Source organism: Anabaenopsis sp. FSS-46 (genome assembly GCF_029891665.1).
In the GTDB taxonomy this organism is placed as follows: Bacteria; Cyanobacteriota; Cyanobacteriia; order Cyanobacteriales; family Nostocaceae; genus Anabaenopsis; species Anabaenopsis arnoldii.
The window spans coordinates 1-21,490 of sequence record NZ_JANQDG010000093.1; the positions used below are offsets into that span (position 1 = coordinate 1).

The window sequence follows — 21,490 nt, forward strand, 5'->3', positions numbered from 1 at the left end:
CCTGTGGCTGTATTGGGTAAGGTAATATTACGGCTAATGGTGTAACTACCATCTGCTGCTAAGGGTGTCTGCTCCCCAATATATACATCTGTGACATAAGTATCCGAGTAATCATATATCTCATCATCTGAGATGTAAATATAATCCCGCCAATCTCTTTCTGCTGTTACTATTCCCTGATTTTTTACCGTCCAGGATACCTCTATAGTACTACCTATGTTACCTGATGCTGGTGCGGTGGCGGCGGTGATGACTAAATCTGGTAAATCAACTTCGTTGATGGTAATGGGAACTGCAAGGGTATTATTAGTCTCATCTGTTTCATATTGTCGGTTGTAGTAGTTGTAATCGTCGGGATTTGTCACTACTAGCAGATGATAATTACCCGCCTCTATATAATAGGAAATGGATATATTACCTGTTAAGCTGTAACTTCCATCTATTGCCAAGGGGCTATTATTACCAGCCCAAAAACTGGACAGGAAGTAATCGCTATCATCCCATATCTCATCAGTGGATAGGTAAATACGATCAGACCACTCCTCTTTAGCTATACCCTCTCCGTGATTAGTTACAGTCCAACTTACTTCTACAGACTCACCCCAACCTGCGGTACTGGTGGAAATGGTTGCTTCTGTGACTATTAAATCTGGTAAATCAACTTCGTTGATAGTAATGGGAACTGCAAAGGTATTATTAGTCTCATCTGTTTCATATTGTTGGTTGTAGTAGTAATTGTTAGGATTTGTCACTACTAACAGATGATAATTACCCGCTGCTATATCATAGGGAATGGATATATTGCCTGTTAAGCTGTAACTTCCATCTATTGCCAAGGGGCTATTACCAGCCCAAAAACTGGACAGGGAGCGATCGCTATCATCCCATATGTCATCAGTGGATAGGTAAATATAATCAGACCACCTTTGTTGGGTTACCAGGGTTCCCTGGTTGGTCACAGTCCAATCTACTTCTACAGACTCACCCCAACCTGCGGTACTGGTGGAAATGGTTGCTTCCGTGACTACTAAATCTGGTAAATCCCCCTCGTTAATTTCAATCCCTTGAGCCAAAACATTATTAGTAATATCCGACTCCAATCGGCTATAATTGGCATTTGTCACTACCAACAAATACCCACTACCTGTAAACCCAGGGGGAACTGTGACTGTCTGTGAAGCTGTATAACTCTGCCCAGGAGCTAGTTGTTGATTATAGTTGCTATAATAATCACCTACAGGTATATCATTCTCATCAAAACTCTCGTCTAAGGAAAAATAAATCCTATCGCTCCACCCATAGTAGTTTGTCCCAGTTGTCTTACTACCTTGGTTAGTAACAGTCCAGGATATTTCCTGAGTTTCCCCCCACCTCACAGATTCCGCCGCCGTAATTGAGGTGACTACTAAATCCGGTAAATCACCCAATAAATCAGAAGCACTGACCTGTACTGCTTGGACTGCTAGATTATCTTCTCGGTCTGTCTCTAATTGGTCACTATAATTATTAGCAATAACAAAAATATATCCAGTTCCGCTAAATCCGGGGGGGACGGTAATTTGAGCAGAGCCAGTGTAACTCTCCCCTGGTGCTAATACCCCGCCTTCGTATTCGTAATCACCTAAATAAAAGTCATTGCCCAGTTGGTCATTAAGTGAAAAGTAAACCTCATCATACCACTGTCTTCTCCTGGTTGCTGTTTCACCTTGGTTGGTGACCGTCCAAGAAACCTCATAGGTTTCGCCCCAAGTTACCTCTGTGGGAATTGTCAGGGAACTAATTACTAAGTTGGGTTGGTTGGAAGCACTAGTTACCATAGATAAATCACCTTTTCTCCAAATATCTGTGAGCTACAAAAGTCAAGGGTTTCCGCTACTGCTTAAGTTGAAAATGTAAATTTAATCAGTTACTATACGGGGGCTGTTTTTGTTATAGGCGATCGCACTATTTCCGGACATTGGAGATATCCGCACCAGATGTTAATCTAGTACTTTGTAATTTTGTGAAACTGCCAAGGGAATTATTAGCCAGTAGTATAACCTATGACACTTCTCAAAGATCCGCTCTGATGTCAAAATTAAGTAAATTTTTTTAAATAAAACTTTTGGGAAATAAAAAAGGGAACAGGGAACAGGTAAGGAGTAAGGGGGAAATTGTTGTCTACTTCCATTCGCCAGGGAATAAATTCCCTGTCTAATAGCTCAAGTCCACTGAAAGTGGACTAGTGGGTTACCTAGAATACAGTTAATAACCATTAAGGGAATAGGGAATGGGGAATGGGGAATGGCTACAATAGATTAACGTTGTAGCCGATAGTGTAAAAACACCTCTTGCTGGACTTGATGCACTTCTAAAAGTTCTAACTTGGGGGCTAATTGTGATAAAAATCCCTCACCCTCTACTGGTGTAGGCGCAGATGCACCACCTAAAATTAGTGGACACACTGTTAACCACATTTCATCAATTAAATCTAATTGCAATAGAGCAGCTACTAATTCCCCGCCCCCTAATACTGCTAACCGGTTTATGTCTAGGGATCTAAGGTGTAACAAAGCAGCAGATATGTCTACATTGCCCGTGGGTGTATCAAAAATGAGAATTTGATCAAATTTAGCAGGACAACCCTGTAAGGCTGTTAACTCCTTTGTGGGTGCTGTCTGCTGGGTTTTTGCCCAAGCATCTGCTCCCGTGGTTGTGGTGAGTAACCAGCGTTCAATAGGCTGTTGGAAAAACCTAATTTCCGGATGAAGTTCGGCAGATTGTGTAAGGACTATATGAACCGGCTGGGGGGGTTTACCCTCTTTCATTCGTTGTTGCAGCAGAATTGGTTGTGATACGGTAAGTGTTGTACCGTAGGCGCGAATAGTGCCAGCACCTAATAAAACGGCATCAGCAGCAGCGATTTGTTTTTCCAGGTGTGCTTGATCAGCTCCTGAGCCAAAACGAGCAGGCGATCGCCTAAAATCTGCTATCTTGCCATCTGCACTCATGGCCAAAACTACTATAGTATGAGGACGATGTTGCATTATGGGATGAGTGTGATATTTTGGAAATTTTACTTGTTAGTGAATTGATTTGCTAAACAATATTTGCCTACGGCTACTATTGAGCAATTTCATAATATATCTATATCTATATGCAACAGCAGTCACATTCACATTTACCCCATAAGAGTTTTGATATGTCTAATTTCTGGTTATACGTTCAATATTTGCGACTTTTGGCAGTTGACAAAAACACAATTATAACTTAGCAGAATATCTCTTTGAGCTGTTCTAATTGCACATCGTTAATTTTGTGGTTTACAGATGCGAAGTGAGATACTCGATGGCTAAGGCTCGTCAATCATCCTTTCGACGTATTTTAGTAACAAGAATTTTGCTGTTGTTTGTCCCGGTGATATTGCTCGGGGAAATCGTGGCTTTGAATAAAGCCAGATCTAGCCTATTAAAAACCGCCGGCGAAAATCTTACAGAGAGTGCTGTTTTCAAAAGTGAAAAAATAGCTAATGCGATCGCTACCCTCAAAACTCACTTACTCATTCTGAGTCAAACAAGAGTCATTCAGTCCGGTTCCTCAGCCCAGGTAGAAAAATATCTCACTGAAGTAGCAAAACAATTACCAAGTCACATTGACTGCTTACAATTAACTAATATACAAACAAGTAAAATTATTGCCAGTAGCTGTGGTGAGCAACCAATTACCGAGTGGGAATCATCTATTGAGCAGCAAACAGGAGAAATTAATATACAAAAAATATTACCGCCAAAATCAGGAACCACAGGTCAAATAAATCGGGGTAATCAACTGCAACTGCTACTATCTACCCCAGTCAACAACCCCACAGGGCAAGTCCGATATACATTGAGCATCAAATCAGCACTATATAAACAAAGCACAAATCAACCGGGTTCCTTAACAGGCTCTACTATAGTAATTTCTGAAAATGGGATAATTTTAGCACACCCATCAGCGGAGTTAGTTGGTAGTAATATTCAAGAACACCCAGATGCTGGCCAACTGCAAGCAATTGTGAAAAATGCCGTAGCGGGACAAAGTAACTCCGTCAATTTAGCTTCTCAAGAGGGTACAGAATTCATCGTGGGTTACAGGGCTATTGCTAATCCCATCACAACACAACCGGGGAAAAAATGGATAGTTCTGGCTGTAACCACTGTAGATAATGCCCTCCTAGGTTTAGAAGAAATTAAACTCATCCTGATTGTTTTAACAGTTGGTTTGATTGGTGCGAGTTTGTTAGTATCCCTATATCTAGCGCCTTATTTAGCCACTCCTGTAGAACAATTGCGAGACTATGCTCTGCATCTTCATAGCCACCACGCCGCACAACCAGTACCGCGAAATTTCCAAATTCGGGAGTTTAACCAACTAGCCCAAGCCATAGACCAAATGGTTGAGAGACTCAAGGCCTGGGCCGAAGAACTAGAAAATGCTTGGAAAGAGGCAAAAAGTGCTAACCAGATCAAAAGTCAGTTTTTGGCTACCACTTCCCATGAGTTGAGAAATCCACTTAATGTGATTATTAATTGTGTGCGGGTGGTGCATGATGGCTTGTGTGATAGCCGGGAAGAGGAAATAGAATTTCTGCAACGTGCCGATGAAACAGCTATTCACTTGTTAGGTATTATTAATGAGCTGCTTGATATTTCTAAAATTGAAGCAGGTAAGCTGTCAGTAGTTACAGTACCTATTGATCTGCGACAAATACTGCTGGAAGTGATTAATTTACAATCAGTAAATATTCAAAACAAAGGTTTGCAGTTAAAAACCGATTTAGGTACTGATTTGATTCCTGTCGCAGCAGATGCGGTAAAGTTAAAGCAGGTGATCATTAATATCATTGGTAATGCCACTAAGTTTACCGACCAAGGAAGCATTACCATTGCTACGGCCATTTCCAAATCTGGTCAGAACAAATCTCAGGTAATAATCAGCATCACAGATACAGGTCTAGGGATAGAACCTACCCAGCAGCACAAACTATTTCGCCCCTTTGTGATGTTAGATGGAGGAACCACACGCAAAGTTGAAGGTACGGGGCTAGGATTAGCTATTTCGCGGAATTTAGTCGAAGCGATGGGAGGTAGTATTACTCTGGAAAGTGCGGGTATAAACAAAGGCACGGCTGTCAAGATTACCTTGCCGATGATTGATAGTGCTTTATTAACTGGTGCAGCTGCAAAAGAAGGCGTGATTGAGACTTCTGGAGGTCAAGATAACGGCATTATGGGTTACCTGACTCGCCATTAGGAAGTCAGATATATCGTTGTATTCACGGGTTTTGTGGGGGAGAAATAGCTAAAAAAGCTACCTTGGCTGCCGCTTGCTCCGCAGCTTTGATTGAGCGTCCTTTACCTTCACCTAGTTTATTGTCATGAAGCCAAACTTCTGCGGCGAAGCGCTCTTGATGTGGATTCGGTTGATTAACTTCCCTGACTCGATACTCAGGTAAAACTTTAAATTCTGCCTGTGTCCATTCTTGGAGAGCTGCTTTGTAGTTGAGTCGGGCTGGGTCGCGGCGAATTTCCGTGGCTAACTTTTGCCAGTGAAAATCTAGCCAAGGGCGAATTAATTCCAGGTTGTTTGTGCTCAGGTACAAGGCACCTAGAACAGCTTCAAAAGCATCTGCTAATCGTGATTCTTGACCAATTTTATCACTGGTAGCACTACCGACCACAAGTAAATATAACTGCAAACCATATTCTCTTGCTAGTTGAGCCAGGATGCGATCGCTCACCAAAACTGAACGAATAGCAGCAAAATCCCCTACTGGACAATCAGGATATGTTTCCCACAAAACTACCGAGGCCGCCAGTCGCACCACCGCATCACCGACAAACTCCAATTGTTGATAATTTGCGGATTCAGAAACACTAGGATGAGTCAGAGCCAAATCCAACAGTTCCCACTTAATGGGTAAACCTGGTGGTAAACCTAACTTTCTGACTAAACTTTCGAGCTGTCGCTGACGACGTGGATAAACAAGTGTCATTAAACCGGATGGGGGGCTGGGGAATAAAAAGAGGGGAGAGAGTCGGACATAAGCCGGGTTCTGTTCTCGCAGACTGTTAAAAAACACCTTTGAGGGCAGTTATCTATCTGGGACGCTTGTTACCAAACGCCTCTAGCGGCTCTAATCATTGGAAACTGGTAAAAGACCAACCTTAGTTTCCTTTCGCCTTGCTCCCAACCGGGGTTTACCGAGCCACAACCTCTCGGTTGTGCTGGTGCGCTCTTACCGCACCTTTGCACCCTTACCTTTAAAAAAAGGCGGTATCTTTCTGTGGCACTATCCTCGCGATCGCTCGCACTGGGGGTTATCCAGCAAGTTTGGTCTTTGGGGAGCCCGGACTTTCCTCAAACCAGTCACTGTAACTGATCTGCAACCGCCTGCGCCTACTCTCTCCCCAACTCCAGTGTAATCCGGGATGGCACAATGTGCCTGGTTTGGATTACTTATTTTTTCTTCCAAGGCAAAGCATAAGTCCAGGGTACTTTTCTAATAGTGAAAGGACAATTGATAATACAAGTGGGGGGGATATCCACACCCGGGGCTAGACCCACACGTAATTCAGAGATGCGTAACACTAGCTGGAGTGAAAATGTCAACTCCTTTCTTTCCTTCATAAAATCGTTATATAACTTTTTTTGCGGTCCACCACCTTTACTTAGTGCTGTGATATTAACTATGGGTTTGGTAGCAGAGTAGGTTCCTGTGGCGGGGTCACGGTCAAAAACATCTTCTGCTGTTACCGTTTCTGAAAGAGTTTTCTGGGGAGCAATTAGGCTAGGACTTTGTGGTACACCTAAGTCACGGGTTAAATCAGGTGATTTGCGAATGACTCGACGTGATTGCTTGCTATGTTCCACCACTAAAGAGCTATTGTCCCAGTCTACATATATGGCAATATTATCAGATTTATTTTCAATACTCAGGGATAAATCTTTAACGTCATCTACGGCATATAAGGATTTGAATTTAAAAGAAATCCCCACTTGGTCGAGGAGATTTTGTTCTTTGAGTTGTTGATCAACCTCTGCTTTTTGAAATTCAAATTTTACTTGATCATCAATAGACTCAACCATACGATTAAAGACGTAAGCAACGCCAATAATATAGAGGGTCAAAATAACTAAATTTTGGTCGCCACTCCTCATAATTCATTCCCTAACTGTTTACAGTTTTAACCATAGGAATCATCTGATCAGTATACCAGCGTCGCGCCTGCCCACTAGTGCCGCCAGACTGGGAGATGAAAAAAAACAGTTTGCCTTGCTCAGACAAACTGCACCAGAAAATATTTACATTCAGCAACACAGACTAGAACATACCCATACCGCCCATACCGCCCATGCCGCCCATACCGCCCATACCGCCCATACCGCCCATGTCAGGAGCAGGACCTGCGGGTTTCTTCTCTGGTTTTTCGGCAACAATGGCTTCAGTCGTCAAGACCATAGCGGCAATAGAAGCAGCATTTTGCAAAGCTGAACGGACAACTTTCGCAGGATCAATGATACCGGCAGCAATCAAATCCTCAAATTTGCCAGTAGCAGCATTGTAACCAATATTGCCATCGCTTTCCTTGACTTGAGAGACGATCACAGAACCCTCTTCGCCGGCATTATCTACTATCTGACGTAAGGGAGCTTCTAATGCGCGTTTGATAATATCCGCGGCAATTTTTTCTTCTTCGTGAAGGGTTGCTTTGATGGGGTCTATTTTCTTAGTCAAGTTGATCAGGGTTGTACCACCACCGGGCACTATCCCTTCTTCTACAGCAGCTTTAGTGGCGTTGAGCGCGTCTTCAATGCGTAGTTTGCGGTCTTTGAGTTCGGTTTCTGTGGCCGCACCCACTTTAATGACTGCGACACCGCCTGCTAGCTTGGCAATGCGTTCTTGGAGTTTTTCGCGATCGTAGTCAGAATCAGTTTCTGCCAATTGCTTACGAATTTGAGCAACTCGGGTTTGTACCTCTGGCTTGGTCTCACCACCAGCCACAATTGTGGTGCTTTCCTTGTCAATGGTGATTTTGCGGGCAGTTCCGAGCATTTCTAAAGTAGCAGTGTCTAGACTTAAACCGATTTCCTCAGAAATCATCTGTCCATCGGTGAGAATCGCAATATCTTGTAACAACGCTTTGCGGCGATCGCCAAATCCGGGTGCTTTGATAGCAGCCACAGCCAGGACACCGCGAGCTTTATTGACTACTAAAGTTGCTAAAGCGTCTCCTTCTAAGTCTTCGGCAATAATCAGCAAGGGTTGACCCAGACGGGCTACTTTTTCCAACACAGGAACTAAATCTTGGATGCTGCTGATTTTTTTGTCGGTAATCAGGATGCGGGCGTTTTCAAATTCTACGATTTGCCTGTCGTTATTGGTAATGAAGTAGGGAGAAATATAACCCCGGTCAATTTGCATCCCTTCCACTACTTCCAGTTCGGTAGTCAGGGATTTAGATTCTTCCACAGTGATCACACCGTCTTTGGTGACCTTTTCCATGGCTTCGGCAATCATTGCGCCCACTTGTTCATCATTACCGGAGGAAACAGTGGCCACTTGGGCGATCGCACTTCCTTCTACTGGTTTTGCCAACTTGGCAATTTCTTGTACCAACACTTCAATAGTTTTGTCGATCCCCCGCTTCAAGCTCATGGGGTTAGTACCAGCGGCGACGTTCTTTAAACCTTCTCGAATCATCGCCTGTGCTAAAACTGTGGCGGTGGTGGTTCCATCACCAGCGATATCCTTGGTTTTGGATGCCACTTCTTGAATCAGTCTTGCACCGGTGTTTTCTAAAGGATCTTCTAATTCAACTTCTTTGGCAACTGTGATCCCATCATTAACGATTTGGGGCGCGCCAAATTTTTTTTCTAAAAGGACGTTACGACCTCTAGGTCCCAAGGTGATTTTTACCGCGTCAGCTATGGCGTTAACACCTTTCTCTAGCGATCGCCGGGACTCTTCATCAAATGAAATAATTTTTGCCATGTTTTATCTCTCTAGTCCTTCCATTAGACAATTTAGCACTCACTAGACTAGAGTGCTAATCACCAAACAGTTCAGATTATAAATGCAAATTCCCAAAATTGAGTAATATTACAGTTGATACTCATATAAGACAATGGCAGTAATGCTTGAATTGGGGGATGAATCTAGACAACTTTCTTAAGTCCCTCGGCATTGCCGACCCTAGCGGTTCCGGCTGGTTGGCAGTAGTGTTTACGTTTCTTTTGGCTTGGCTGGTCACCTGGCGTTTGATTCCCACAATACGTAAATTTGCCTTGCGGGTAGGTTGGGCTGACCAACCAAATGCACGACGACTCAACCAGCAGCCTTTACCCAATGCGGGTGGTTTAGCTATTTATGCGGGAGTGATTGCCGCTATGGTACTAGCTAGCCTGTTACGACCTATTGCCCTGCAAAGCGTCTTGGCTCAAGTCCTAACCATTTTACTAGGAGGTTCCATCCTAGTGCTTGTTGGTTTTATTGATGATCAGTTCGGTTTACCGCCCTCTGTGCGCCTGTGGGCACAGATTGTCACGGCATTGTTGCTGTATGCCAACGGCATCAGCATTGATGTTGGATTCAACACGCCCATAGACTCGCTATTTTCCATGGCAATAACGGTACTTTGGGTAGTAGGTATCACTAACGCCATCAATTTGATGGACGGTATGGATGGATTGGCTGGGGGAGTGAGTTTTATCACTGCCATGAGTTTGTTAGGGGTTGCTGCCCAATTTCCCAATCGGGCGGCTGCTATTTTAGTGCTGGCAGCTTTAGGGGGTGGAGCTTTGGGCTTTTTGCGCCATAACTTCCACCCCTCAAGGATTATCATGGGTGATGCTGGTGCATACTTTTTTGGTTATGTCCTAGCTGCAACTAGTATTTTAGGTAACCTGCAACAAAATACAATTTTTGCCCTCGGACCGACGATTTTATTTCTCATATTGCCAGTATTGGATACTACACAAGTGTTTATCCGCAGGTTATTGGCAGGAAAAAACCCTCTGAGTACCCCAGGTAAAGACCACATACACCACCGCTTACTCGCCTGGGGATTTTCCCAAGGCCATGCTGCCTTGACTCTGTGGAGTATCACTTTAGTTTTTAACTTGGTGGCCATGAGAATACAAGGCATGACTGTGGTGGTGATATTGACCACTGCCATTAGTATTGTCATACTCTTGAGCTTTACCATCTGGCAAAGAACCTGGAGTCACTCATGATTACATTACCATGCCGCCATCAACGTTAAAGACTTGTCCAGTAATGTAAGCAGCCGCAGGATCAGCAGCGAGGAACCGCACCATACCAGCTATTTCTTCTGGTTGACCGTAGCGACCCAGAGGGATATATTTTAAAATATCTTCGGTGTTGCTAAGTTTACTGGTCATGTCTGTGGCAATAAAACCAGGAGCAACGGCATTAACTGTGATTCCGCGAGAAGCGAGTTCTTTGGCGACGGTTTTAGTAAAGCCGATGACCCCTGCTTTGGCGGCGCTATAGTTGGCTTGACCTGGGTTACCCATTTGTCCAGCTACGGAGGCAATATTAATAATGCGTCCAGAACGTTGTTTGAGCATGATTTTACTGGCGGCGCGTGTGCATAAGAACACACCTGTCAGGTTGAGGTCAATTACTGCTTGCCAATCTTCTGGCTTCATGCGTAAAAGTAATGTGTCGCGAGTAATACCGGCATTATTGACAATAATATCAAGGCGCTGAAACTTTTCTATGGTGGCGTTAAATAATGCCTCCACTTGCTCAACCTTTGATACATCAGCTTTTAGGGCAATAGCCTGACCTCCGGCGGCATTAATTTCTGCGGCTACAGTGTCAGCGGCACTGCTAGAACTAGCATAATTAACTACTATACTCGCTCCTTGTTTAGCTAGTTCTAAAGCGATCGCTCGTCCAATCCCCCGTGAAGCCCCTGTGACAATTGCAACTTTACCCTGCAAGGTTTCCATAAATTATTCCTTTTGCTTTTCAAATAACCGCGCTAATAATCTTATGGTGATTTGTGCTTATAATTGCAGGATTTTAGAGGATGTTTGATAAGTCATGATTAGTGTATCAAGTATTGTTTGACCCCACCCTAACCCTCCCCTTGTAAGGGGAGGGGACTGGATTTTATTGTTTTGGTGTGTTCGGTGTGTTACCCATTCCTCATTCCTCATTCCTCATTCCTCATTCCTCATTCCTCATTCCTCATTCCTCATTCCCTGTTCCCTGTTCCCTGTTCCCTGTTCCCTAAGATAAAAATTACCTGTTTAATACTTTCCAAACAACCTCTTAGATTTAATTGCTTGCTGATCCGGATATCTATACCTTTGGGAAGATGGGGAAATTGAGCAACAATAAAAACAAAATGATGATATGCCGATTCTTTAAGGTACACATTACCATTAAAAGCAATCAATAAAGATTTGGTGTGTGTCACATGGCGACAAAAAAACAATTCAACAGTTTTGAAGAGATGTTATCTGGTTCTGATGTACCAGTATTAGTGGATTTTTATGCTGATTGGTGTGGCCCCTGTCAGATGATGGTGCCAATTTTAGAGAAAGTTAATGCTCAATTACAAAATCGTTTGCGTGTTGTAAAAATTGACACTGAAAAGTATACAGTGCTAGCAAATCAGTACCAAATTACTGCCTTACCAACATTGGTACTATTTAAGCAAGGTCAGCCAGTGGAGAGAATTGAGGGAGTGATGCAAGCAGAACAACTAGTGCAACATCTGCAAAATTTCATTTAAAACAGATTAAGTTATGGAGACGCACAATTGTGCGTCTCTAGATATTAAAAAACATTAATTTTTAGTCATTAAATGTTAAGATATAAAACATGGATTGCATGCAGAAACATTGTATGTAATTTTACTTAAATCCTGATTTAGCTAGTAATGCTAGGACATCCGTATATTCCCTATGAATAGGCATTTAATCGCGAAAACAGGTAGTATAGTTTACCTTCATAGCCAAATATTATGTAACTTTCATGTGAATTGGGAACATACAAAACCATAAAATAGGATGAAAATTGGGTAGACCTCCCCATATAAAAACGGGTGCTTTTACCCTATTCACAAGGGCAATTTATTGACGAAGATGGAAATGTAGGATGGGCGGTAATCCCAAGCAGCAACTATGGAATATTTATATTACGTGGCAAATGCCAGTATAACCCTGAGAATTGTACAACATCTCCACACCAGACCTCAGATGCCAGTTTCTTTCGTCACCGTAATTCATCAAATTGATGGGTGGGTGGTGAGAATAAAATTAAGAGAGGAAGTTTCGCCCCAAGAGGATGGGGACTTTCGAGCTTTTCTCAATGAATTAGGAATTAGGTATACACCACCAATGCGGGTGCAAATGGCACTTTGGAGTTTACAAGGGGGACAATGTCCCGTAGAGGTAATGCGCCGCTACCAAGTGGCCATAGTTTCTCATGGTCACCCTGAGAAAGAAGAAATTGAAGCCTTCCGACAACAATTTGTGCGAGGATTGGGTTACTGTCCGGAAACACTAGCGTAATTGTTAATTCCAGACCATCAGCCATCAGCAGAACAATCAAAAGCTGCTCGGAGATATTCTTGCAAATAAAATTGGTATCCATCTGCGGATAAACTAGCTAAAGGTTCTGAGGTCAATGTCATTCCAGTCCGCTGTTCTGAGATTTGCTGACGGTGGACAATGGCAACATCAAAGCGACATGGCCAGTCAGCCTTGTGAGGATACTCAGCTAAAAATATTTTGGCCGTGCGCCAAATTTTAGCTTGCTTTTGTGGCGTGATGGCACTTTTACCCCCTGCATCCCAACTTCTGGGACTACGGGTTTTGACTTCGACAAATGCTAGTTGGGGTAATTGGTCAACAAACAGACCACCTTCACTACCTAGCTGTTGCTCCTGAAACTGGGCAATAATGTCGATTTCCCCCCAACGGCTGCAAAAACGACGATGCAAAATAGTCCAGCCCCTAGACTGTAACCATTGTGCTACTAGGTCTTCTCCTAATTCACCAATATCGGGATAATGAGAGAAAGGAGGTTTAGCCATTGGTTAAAAATATGATGAATAATAGATTAAGTAAGGAAAATTGGGCCAGCATACTCGGTGTATTGCTTGGGGTCGTGGTGGGCATGATAATAATTGTAGGGTATACGCCAACAGCTTTAGCCCTAGAATATAACAAAGAGATTTTAATAGAGTCTGACTTTTCCGGACGTGATTTAACAGACTCTAGTTTTACTAAAGCTAATCTGCGCCAGAGTAACTTTAGCCATACTAATTTGCGTGGTGTCAGCTTTTTTGCGGCGAATTTAGAATCGGCAAATTTGGAGAGTGCTGATCTGTCCTTCGCTACTTTAGATTCAGCTCGACTGATTAAAGCTAATTTGACCAATGCGATTTTAGAAGGTGCGTTTGCTTCTAACGCTAGGTTTGATGGTGCGATTATTGATGGTGCTGATTTTACTGATGTTCTGCTGCGTCCGGATGAGGAGAAAAAATTGTGCCAACTTGCCAAAGGTACTAATCCCGTAACACGAAGAGATACACGGGAGACATTGTTTTGTCAGTAATTCGCTTTTCAAAAGTTAAAACTTGGTGGTTCTGTGATATGAGAAAATTAGAAATTATAAAAATGTCACCAGACAATTCATGCAGTTTTAATTAAAATGGCACAACATCAGAAGTCAACAGTCGTGATTACTGGCGCTTCCTCTGGGGTGGGTTTGCAAGCCGCGAGAGCGCTTTCCCAAAGGGGATGGTATGTAGTGATGGCCTGTCGGGATTTATCCAAGGCGGAAAATGCTGCTAAGTCTTTGGGAATGGAGCCGGACAGCTACACAGTCATGCATATTGACTTAGCCTCTTTAGATAGTGTTCGGGAATTTGTCAAGGACTTTCGCGCCAGTGGTAGGTCTTTGGATGCTTTGGTTTGCAATGGGGCAATTTATATGCCTTTAATCAAGGAGCCATTGCGCAGTCCAGAGGGATTTGAACTGACTGTGGCCACAAATCACCTGGGTCATTTCCTTTTGTGTAATTTGCTTTTGGAAGACCTGAAAAATTCCCCATCTACGGAGCCGAGGTTGGTGATTTTGGGAACTGTTACCCATAACCCCAAGGAGTTGGGAGGAAAAATTCCACCGCGTCCAGATTTGGGCGACTTGAAGGGTTTTGCCCAAGGGTTTAAAGATCCAGTCACGATGATTGACGGTAAGAAGTTTGAACCGGTGAAGGCTTACAAGGATAGCAAGGTGTGTAATGTGTTGACTATGAGGGAGCTACATCGGCGTTATCATCAGTCACACGGGATCACTTTTAGCTCGCTCTATCCCGGTTGTGTGGCGACGACTGCTCTGTTTAGAAATCATTATCCTTTGTTTCAGAAGATTTTCCCAGTTTTCCAAAAGTACATTACTGGGGGCTTTGTGTCTGAGGAGGAGGCTGGCGATCGCGTGGCAGAAGTGGTGAGCGATCCTGCATATAATCAGTCTGGTGCTTATTGGAGCTGGGGAAATCGACAAAAGAAAAACCGTAAATCATTTCTACAAGAGGTTTCTAATGAAGCCAGTGATGATGACAAGGCTGAACGTCTGTGGGATTTAAGCGCCAAGTTGGTAGGACTAGCTTAGGCTTTTGCTAAGTTGAATCACAGATGAACAAAGTTCATCTGTGGTTTTTTATTGCCATGGGTAAAATTTATTCAGTATGGTGACCCATAGGCAATTTTCAGGATGAAATTACAGCAAATCTGTAATGGGAAATAGGCGTTGGCTCTCTAATTCCTGTAGTCGGATTTTTTCGGTGTAGAAAGATTGGTAATCTGATTGTGATCCGGTTTTTTCCCACAGTTCTAAGAAGTAACGATAGCGTTTCTCTGTAAATACTCTCTCCATCACAGCCATGGCTGCTTGGACTACTTGGGGTGTCCTGAGGATGTCTTTCTGAGTTTTTTCAGTCAGATGAAACAAATGGGAAATTACCTCAATTGGTTCTGATAATTCTAAATATTTATTTTGTAACCTTGATATTAAATCTAGTTCATCTCCGGTTAATTCCAAAATTTTTTGCCATAATAATCGATGGTGGGAAAGGCTAAATTCTAAATTCCTTGCTTCTAAAGTCTGCAAAATAGCTTGGCGCTGCTCGGGACAGTGCAGATAAATTCTTAAGAGTAAAGACTCTGCTAATTCTAAAAGACTTTTATCCCCTGAAATGGGAGAGGGGGTAGGTTTGGGACTATACCATTTTTTCTGAGGGGGTAAAGCTTTATTTGTTATAACTCTAGTGGGCGCAATTTGAGTTAAGAGATTTTCCACCCGTAGGGGTATGAGTCTGGTGTCACCTAAGCTGAGGATTTGCGCACAGTGAGAGATGTAATAATTTCTTGTATCATTATTATCTATATCTTTAAGTAATTTAACTATCTGCTGGCTAACCTGCTGAAAGTCGGCAGCTTGTTTTAAGTCTCGATTGTGAATAATTTGCTGAATCTGCCAATCCAGCCACAGTGGGGCGGTTGCTAGCAGTTTTATATACTCTTCTGGTGTATGAGTATATAAGTATTCGTCAGCATCTTTACCATCGGGAATATTGAGAATCTTCAGCTGTACTTCACCTTTATATGCTAGTGCGGCTATTTCCCCAATGGCGCGTTCAGCAGCGATATTACCGGCTTTGTCAGCATCAAAGTTGAGTATTAATTCTTTAGATTCGGTATAGCGTAAGATTGACCGCACTTGTTCTATACTTAAGGCTGTACCCAGGGAAGCCACAACATTAGTAATACCAGCAGCATGGAGAGCGATCGCATCAAAATATCCTTCCACTACCACAGCTTGATCAGATTGGGAAATTCCCGTTTTAGCTTGATCAAGGGCGAACAAAGTTTTACCCTTATTAAAAAGCTCGGTGTCTGGCGAATTTAAATACTTTGGCTGCTCATCAGATAGGGTTCTAGCACCAAAAGCAATTACCCTCCCTTGAACATCGCGGATAGGAATCATCAAGCGATCGCGGAACACATCATAATAACCGCCTCCTCCCTGACGCGGCTTAATTAATCCTGCTTTCTCTAATAATTGTACTGGGTAGTGTTTATCTTCCACTAGATAGCGATGTAAAGTTTCCCACCCTGATGGTGCATAACCTAAACCAAACCGCTGAATTGTTTCCTCTTGGAGTTGGCGATCGCGTAGTAAATATTGATATGCTTTTTCTCCCAGGCTCTGTCGGAGAGCGTGTTGATAAAACTGTGCCGCAGAAGCAAGAACCTCATACAACTTTTCTCGTAAAGAAATGTGACGTTGTAATTCTTGACGTTGTTCTGGGGCGAGAGTTTGGATAGGTACTTGATAACGTCGTGCTAAATCTAACACTACTTCCGCAAAAGACTGTTTGCCCAAGTCCATTAAAAACTTGATAGAATTTCCCCCGGCTTGACAGCCGAAACAATAATACATTTGCTTAGTTTGACTGACTGTGAAACTGGGGGTTTTTTCATCGTGGAAGGGACACAAGCCCACAAAATCCTTACCACGCTTGCGTAAAACCACGTACTGTGAAACAATATCAACAATATCAGCACGCTGTTTAATTTCCTCAATTGTATCTGGGTGCAAACGGGGAATTTGCATTTTAGTTCATTATTTTGTAGTCACTAATAGGTATTATATTGTTACTCCAAAGCCAACAATCATGTGTAAAATTCTTTGCACTGAATTTTGATAACACACAGTAACTAAAGAATGGGACGTATTTTTATTTCCGCTGCTGGAGGTAAAGCAGCAAAAGGTTTATATACAGGCTCCATAGCAGGTAATATAAACGAAACCAGAGAAATGATTTTGCTGCGGGATTTAATAGTCACAGAATTACGCGCGCAAAGTTGTAACGTTTTAGCGGTTCCCGATGACCTGAGCGCCACTGAGAGTATTGCTTGGATTAATTCCCGGAGCTGTCCGGGTGATGTCGCCCTAGAAATTCATGCTCAAGCTGCTATAAGTCCCACTCTCCAGGGTGCGGGTGTCCACTACATTGCTGATAACCAAGAGCGTCAAAGTCATGGGGAATTATTATTACTCAAGCTTTTAGGGCGTGTCACGCGGTTAGCAAATTGGGGAGTTAAACCAGATACAGACAGCTGCTTGGGGAGTTTGCCATTTTGCCGCCAGATTATCATTCCTTCTTTATTGATGCAAGTAGGCTTTCTCAGCAGTCCAGAAGATTGCTTATTGTTACAAAATTATCGCCGTGATTTTGCCTTGGGAATTGCTGAGGGTTTAATATCTTGGAGTCGGCTAATTGACCGCAGTACTGTAAATGCTGTTGTATCTGACTACCCAGTTATTGATATTCATATTAATGGGCAAAAATATGGTGAGAAAGGAATATTAGTTAATGGTAATTGCTACATTCCGATTAACATAGTAGATCAACTACAAATTGATTTATTAAAGTTAAGAGATGTTCACCGCATTACTTACCATAGAATAGTTTATATTAAAGCTGTGGATTTAAGAGAATTTCACGTTCAAATTACATGGGATACCACAATTAATCTAGTTACTTTACGCTCAAATTTATTAATTTGCGTTGATCAAATAGACCGCATTATGTCAAGGGGTAACACATCGGAAGTAGAGTTACAATTATTCCTGAAAAGCAACCATGAAAAAGCTTTAGTAAATTTTTCACAGATAGCCCAATTGTATCGAGAAGAGGGTAAGATTGAGGGTGTAAACTATGACATTGCTTTCTGCCAAATGTGCTTAGAAACTGAATTTTTACGTTTTGGGGGCGATGTCAGACCTGAGCAAAATAACTTTGCTGGTTTGGGTTGTATTGGTGGTAGTGTTGAAGCTGCGTCTTTTCCTAGCGCCAGAATTGGTGTGAGAGCGCATATTCAACACTTAAAAGCCTATGGGAGTCTTGAACCTTTAGTAACCGAAGTGGTAGATCCACGATTTCGGTTTATCACCCGGGGAATTGCGCCATCAATTTATCAACTTTCTGGGCGGTGGTCAGCAGATTTAGATTATGGTACAAAAATCTTAGCAATCATGAAACGCTTATATACTTCAGCACAGATTTTGTGATGTCACTGATATTAAAGGATTAAATAGCTGCGCCAATTCCCTTGTGACTCCTGATTTTGTTGTTGGGGAACTAGCAAGCGCCAGCTCTTACCTTCTTGCTGAATTTGCAAATAAATTTCAAAAGGTTGTTGGTGTTGTGTTAACTGTCTTTTGGGAAGGTGCAAAATTAAATCGTAGGTTCCCCGGACGCGGAAAGCTGGTAGGTTTTCAATGGTTAGGGGTTGTTCCTGGCGAATTTTTAAATCTTTGATTTCAAAATCGGATAAGTCTAAATCCAGTTTTTGGTTGAGTTGCTGCTGAGTTTGTTCTACCTGGAGTGCGATCGCTTTTTGGACTAACTGAGTAGTCGGTAATAGTCCGATGGTACCACACCCTGTCAATAACGCCAGTAAAATCACCGTCACCAAAAGCCGTATCATATTAAATGCATATACAATCTGTCAGCGATAGTATACAGGAATTTCCCTGGTTAAGGTCTAACAGCTTTAGCGACAAACAATTTCTGAAACACTTGTAGCCTTTGCTGGGGAGGTTCTGGGGTGATGCTCCCCCACAAACTTTCCCAGTAAAAAAACGAAATACCAGTAAAATTGCGATCGCGTACCGTTTTCACCTGTGCTTGAATTTGGGAAATCTTCATAGGACTAGTAGAGGTTCCGGTTAAAATACCAATACTAACCGGTATCCGAGTCCGAGCAAATTTTACTGCTGGTTGTTCTAATTCAGTAATAAAACTCTTTTGATTATTGCGATATACCTGCAATATTAGCTCATCTACTAAACCTCTTCTTACCCAAGTTTCCCAGTCTTGTAAATAGTATTTATAGGCAAAACCCTGTGAATTTGGGGATAGAGATATGACCGCATTAGGTTTAATTGCTTTCACACTTTGATGAACTTTTACCATAAAATCAGTAATCTTATTAGCGCGCCAACTCATCCATTCTGGATTAAACGGGTCACTAGGAGGACTTTTACCTTGATGTTCTTGGCGATAGAGATCAACTGTGAAAGCATCATAACCAAATTCTACAGGCATACCAAAATGATCATCTAATTGAATGCCATCCACATGATAAATGCTGACAACTTCCTGAATTAAACCTAACATAAACTGCTGCACTTCTGGGTGCAGAGCATTTAACCAAGCTTGCTGATGTCCTGAATTATCATTTATTTCCTCTAAAGGAACTTCGTTAGTAGATTTTATCCCTTCCTTTCCCATAGTTAACCAATCAGGATAACCCTTGGCTAATTGTGAATGAGGTGGGGTCATAAAACCATATTCAAACCAAGGAATCACACTTAAATTTTGAGGTCTAGCCAGTTGAATAATTTTTGCTAAAACATCTTGTCCGCCGTGCATGATATTTAGTAAAGTATCAGCATCAGAGCCTGTTACACTTTTAGCTAACTTACTCTTATAGAAAGTATGGCCTCGATTCCACACCACAGGGTAAATAGTATTAAAGTTTAGCGCAGCTAATTGTGTAACAGCGCGGTCAATTCCCCAGGGCAAAAATAAAACGCCACTAGCAACATTAGTTAGCCAAACCCCTCGTAGTTCTGTTGTTATTGGTAAGCTTTTCTCCGATTGAGATCCCGTTAGTAAAGGAAAAGAAAATACTGTGTAGGCGATTACAAATCCCCAACACAGTAAGTAAAAAAAACTACGTTTATTCAACCTATTCATTTATGGGCTTGACTTTGTTTTTTACTGAGAAACAGTTTTATATAGATATCTAACTAACATTTCTCAGGATTATGTGATGATATCCTCAATACAAAACTCACCCTAACTTAAAGCCCAATTAAAATTGTTCCACGCCGGGAAACTGCTTGATATTTACTGAATTTGCGGCCTCCCCACAAGTGCGGGGCGTAGGAAATATTTTACCAGGATTTGCTAAACCTTGGGGATTAAATACCAGCCTGACCCATTGCATAGTTTCCAAGTCAGCCGGGGTAAACATATCTGGCATATAGCATTTTTTATCAGCACCAATACCATGTTCACCGGAAATACTGCCACCGACTTTAACACAAAGCTTCAGAATTTCTCCCCCTACTTCTTCTACTTTTTCCAGGGCTCCTGGTATAGAATTATCATACAGAATCAAAGGGTGTAAATTACCATCGCCAGCATGAAATACATTGGCAATTTTATAACCATATTTTTCACTTAATGCCTCAATTTCTTGGAGAACATAAGGTAACTGAGTCCGGGGGATGACACCATCTTGGACATAATAATCTGGGCTTAAGTGTCCAGCGGCGGCGAAAGCTGCTTTCCGTCCTTTCCAAAGTTTTAAACGTGTCTCTGGGTCACTAGCACTAGTTACATTTCGCGCCCCATTTTGGCGACAAATTTCAATAACCCGTTGTTTATTGACCTGAACCTCCACATCTAAACCATCGATTTCTACTAATAAAATAGCCGTAGCATCGCGAGGATAACAATTTGTGGCGACAACATCCTCAACTGCATTAATACTGATGTTATCCATCATTTCCATCCCACCGGGAATAATTCCGGCGCTGATAATATCAGAAACCGTTGCTCCAGCAGCTTCGACACTGGTAAAATCGGCTAATAACACACAAATTGATTCGGCAGTTTTGAGGATTTTCAGAGTAATTTCTGTAGCGATACCTAAAGTACCTTCAGAACCCACAAATACACCCGTTAAATCATAACCAGGTGTTTCGGGAATTTGTCCCCCTAAATCTAAAATTTCCCCGGTGGGCGTGACAATTTTTAAACCTAACACATGGTTAGTTGTCACACCGTACTTTAAACAATGTACTCCCCCTGAGTTTTCCGCTACATTACCCCCAATTGAGCAGATAATTTGACTAGAAGGGTCTGGTGCATAATAAAATCCCGCCCCGCTGACGGTTTGTGTTACCCAGCTATTAATTACTCCTGGTTGTACGACAATGCGCTGATTATCTAAATCAATACTCAGGATTTGTCGCATTAGGGAAGTGACAATTAAAACTGAATTTTCCGAAGGTAAAGCCCCTCCAGATAAACCAGTACCAGAACCACGGGCGATAAAGGGTACAGAATATTGATTGCATATTTTGACAATTTGGGCAATTTGTTCTGTAGTTCTGGGTAGTAATACCACAGCAGGGCGTTGACGATAACTGGTTAAACCATCGCACTCATAGGTGATGAGTTCTTCACGGCGTTGTACCACGCCATTTTTACCAACTACGGTTTCAAATGCTTTAATAATAGCTTTCCAGTTGTATTGCTTTTTCTCTTGGATGAGCATAGCTTTTTATAGTCAAATGTAGATATATCTTCATTGTTACCAGAATAGCGCTTGCAAAGGGGGA

18 protein-coding genes and 1 other RNA gene are annotated in these 21,490 nt (G+C 42.3%); 7 read left to right on the plus strand and 12 right to left on the minus strand.

Annotation, left to right across the window (positions count from 1 at the left end):
• Together NWP21_RS10880 and NWP21_RS10885 are read right to left on the minus strand one after the other, a co-directional pair.
• The coding region (locus NWP21_RS10880; protein ID WP_280792704.1) for a CARDB domain-containing protein at nucleotides 1-1,817 on the minus strand (1,817 nt) is incomplete at its 3' end.
• Nucleotides 1,818-2,297: 480 nt separating this feature from the next.
• Nucleotides 2,298-3,029, minus strand: coding sequence for a RibD family protein (locus NWP21_RS10885; protein ID WP_280792732.1), 732 nt, complete (start codon nucleotides 3,027-3,029; stop codon nucleotides 2,298-2,300).
• Nucleotides 3,030-3,327: 298 nt separating this feature from the next.
• Here NWP21_RS10885 and NWP21_RS10890 point away from each other — a divergent pair, with 298 nt between their 5' ends.
• The gene (locus tag NWP21_RS10890; protein ID WP_280792705.1) at nucleotides 3,328-5,271 is read left to right on the plus strand and encodes an ATP-binding protein; all 1,944 of its coding nucleotides are present in this window, start codon (nucleotides 3,328-3,330) and stop codon (nucleotides 5,269-5,271) included.
• Between the two features lie 22 nt (nucleotides 5,272-5,293).
• On the opposite strand, the gene rnc is transcribed toward NWP21_RS10890, so the two are convergent.
• From rnc to groL, 4 genes are all read right to left on the minus strand, one after another.
• Nucleotides 5,294-6,013 carry a ribonuclease III gene (rnc, locus tag NWP21_RS10895; protein WP_280792706.1) on the minus strand — a complete coding sequence of 240 codons (720 nt, stop codon included), beginning with the start codon at nucleotides 6,011-6,013 and terminating at the stop codon, nucleotides 5,294-5,296.
• A gap of 34 nt (nucleotides 6,014-6,047) precedes the next feature.
• Nucleotides 6,048-6,424: RNase P RNA component class A (gene rnpB, locus NWP21_RS10900), an RNA gene on the minus strand.
• A gap of 53 nt (nucleotides 6,425-6,477) precedes the next feature.
• The gene (locus tag NWP21_RS10905; RefSeq protein ID WP_280792707.1) at nucleotides 6,478-7,179 is read right to left on the minus strand and encodes a hypothetical protein; all 702 of its coding nucleotides are present in this window, start codon (nucleotides 7,177-7,179) and stop codon (nucleotides 6,478-6,480) included.
• Between the two features lie 163 nt (nucleotides 7,180-7,342).
• Nucleotides 7,343-9,013, minus strand: a complete 1,671-nt coding sequence (gene groL, locus NWP21_RS10910) for a chaperonin GroEL (RefSeq protein WP_280792708.1) — start codon at nucleotides 9,011-9,013, stop codon at nucleotides 7,343-7,345.
• 158 nt (nucleotides 9,014-9,171) lie between these two features.
• On the opposite strand from groL, the gene NWP21_RS10915 reads away from it, so the two are divergent.
• On the plus strand, nucleotides 9,172-10,254 hold the full coding sequence (locus tag NWP21_RS10915) for an MraY family glycosyltransferase (RefSeq protein ID WP_280792709.1): 1,083 nt from the start codon (nucleotides 9,172-9,174) through the stop codon (nucleotides 10,252-10,254).
• Here the strand turns inward: NWP21_RS10915 and fabG are convergent, their stop codons facing one another.
• Entirely contained in the window at nucleotides 10,255-10,998 is a 744-nt protein-coding gene (fabG, locus tag NWP21_RS10920; RefSeq protein WP_280792710.1) for a 3-oxoacyl-[acyl-carrier-protein] reductase, read from the minus strand.
• A gap of 473 nt (nucleotides 10,999-11,471) precedes the next feature.
• On the opposite strand from fabG, the gene trxA reads away from it, so the two are divergent.
• Nucleotides 11,472-11,789, plus strand: coding sequence for a thioredoxin (trxA, locus tag NWP21_RS10925; RefSeq protein ID WP_271731481.1), 318 nt, complete (start codon nucleotides 11,472-11,474; stop codon nucleotides 11,787-11,789).
• Between the two features lie 391 nt (nucleotides 11,790-12,180).
• Nucleotides 12,181-12,570 (plus strand): hypothetical protein, encoded by a 390-nt coding sequence (locus tag NWP21_RS10930; RefSeq protein WP_280792711.1) that lies wholly within the window; start codon nucleotides 12,181-12,183, stop codon nucleotides 12,568-12,570.
• Between the two features lie 17 nt (nucleotides 12,571-12,587).
• Here NWP21_RS10930 and NWP21_RS10935 read toward each other — a convergent pair whose 3' ends face one another.
• Entirely contained in the window at nucleotides 12,588-13,094 is a 507-nt protein-coding gene (locus NWP21_RS10935) for a YraN family protein (protein ID WP_280792712.1), read from the minus strand.
• Nucleotides 13,095-13,108: 14 nt separating this feature from the next.
• Between NWP21_RS10935 and NWP21_RS10940 the strand changes: the two genes are divergently transcribed.
• Together NWP21_RS10940 and NWP21_RS10945 are read left to right on the plus strand one after the other, a co-directional pair.
• A complete protein-coding gene (locus tag NWP21_RS10940; protein WP_280792733.1) occupies nucleotides 13,109-13,618 on the plus strand; it encodes a pentapeptide repeat-containing protein in 510 nt (169 codons plus the stop codon).
• A gap of 96 nt (nucleotides 13,619-13,714) precedes the next feature.
• Complete coding sequence (locus NWP21_RS10945; protein WP_280792713.1) at nucleotides 13,715-14,677, plus strand: protochlorophyllide reductase; 963 nt, start codon at nucleotides 13,715-13,717, stop codon at nucleotides 14,675-14,677.
• 108 nt (nucleotides 14,678-14,785) lie between these two features.
• On the opposite strand, the gene dnaG is transcribed toward NWP21_RS10945, so the two are convergent.
• Nucleotides 14,786-16,681: a DNA primase gene (gene dnaG / locus NWP21_RS10950; RefSeq protein ID WP_280792714.1), complete on the minus strand. Its 1,896-nt coding sequence runs from the start codon at nucleotides 16,679-16,681 to the stop codon at nucleotides 14,786-14,788.
• Between the two features lie 111 nt (nucleotides 16,682-16,792).
• Here dnaG and NWP21_RS10955 point away from each other — a divergent pair, with 111 nt between their 5' ends.
• A complete protein-coding gene (locus tag NWP21_RS10955; RefSeq protein ID WP_280792715.1) occupies nucleotides 16,793-18,142 on the plus strand; it encodes an N-acetylmuramoyl-L-alanine amidase in 1,350 nt (449 codons plus the stop codon).
• Between the two features lie 11 nt (nucleotides 18,143-18,153).
• Here NWP21_RS10955 and NWP21_RS10960 read toward each other — a convergent pair whose 3' ends face one another.
• From NWP21_RS10960 to glcD, 3 genes are all read right to left on the minus strand, one after another.
• On the minus strand, nucleotides 18,154-18,561 hold the full coding sequence (locus NWP21_RS10960; RefSeq protein ID WP_271731808.1) for a hypothetical protein: 408 nt from the start codon (nucleotides 18,559-18,561) through the stop codon (nucleotides 18,154-18,156).
• A 50-nt stretch (nucleotides 18,562-18,611) separates the two neighbouring features.
• Nucleotides 18,612-19,835, minus strand: a complete 1,224-nt coding sequence (locus NWP21_RS10965) for a glycoside hydrolase family 10 protein (protein WP_280792716.1) — start codon at nucleotides 19,833-19,835, stop codon at nucleotides 18,612-18,614.
• A 118-nt stretch (nucleotides 19,836-19,953) separates the two neighbouring features.
• The gene (gene glcD / locus NWP21_RS10970; protein WP_271731806.1) at nucleotides 19,954-21,426 is read right to left on the minus strand and encodes a glycolate oxidase subunit GlcD; all 1,473 of its coding nucleotides are present in this window, start codon (nucleotides 21,424-21,426) and stop codon (nucleotides 19,954-19,956) included.
• Nucleotides 21,427-21,490: the final 64 nt, after the last annotated feature.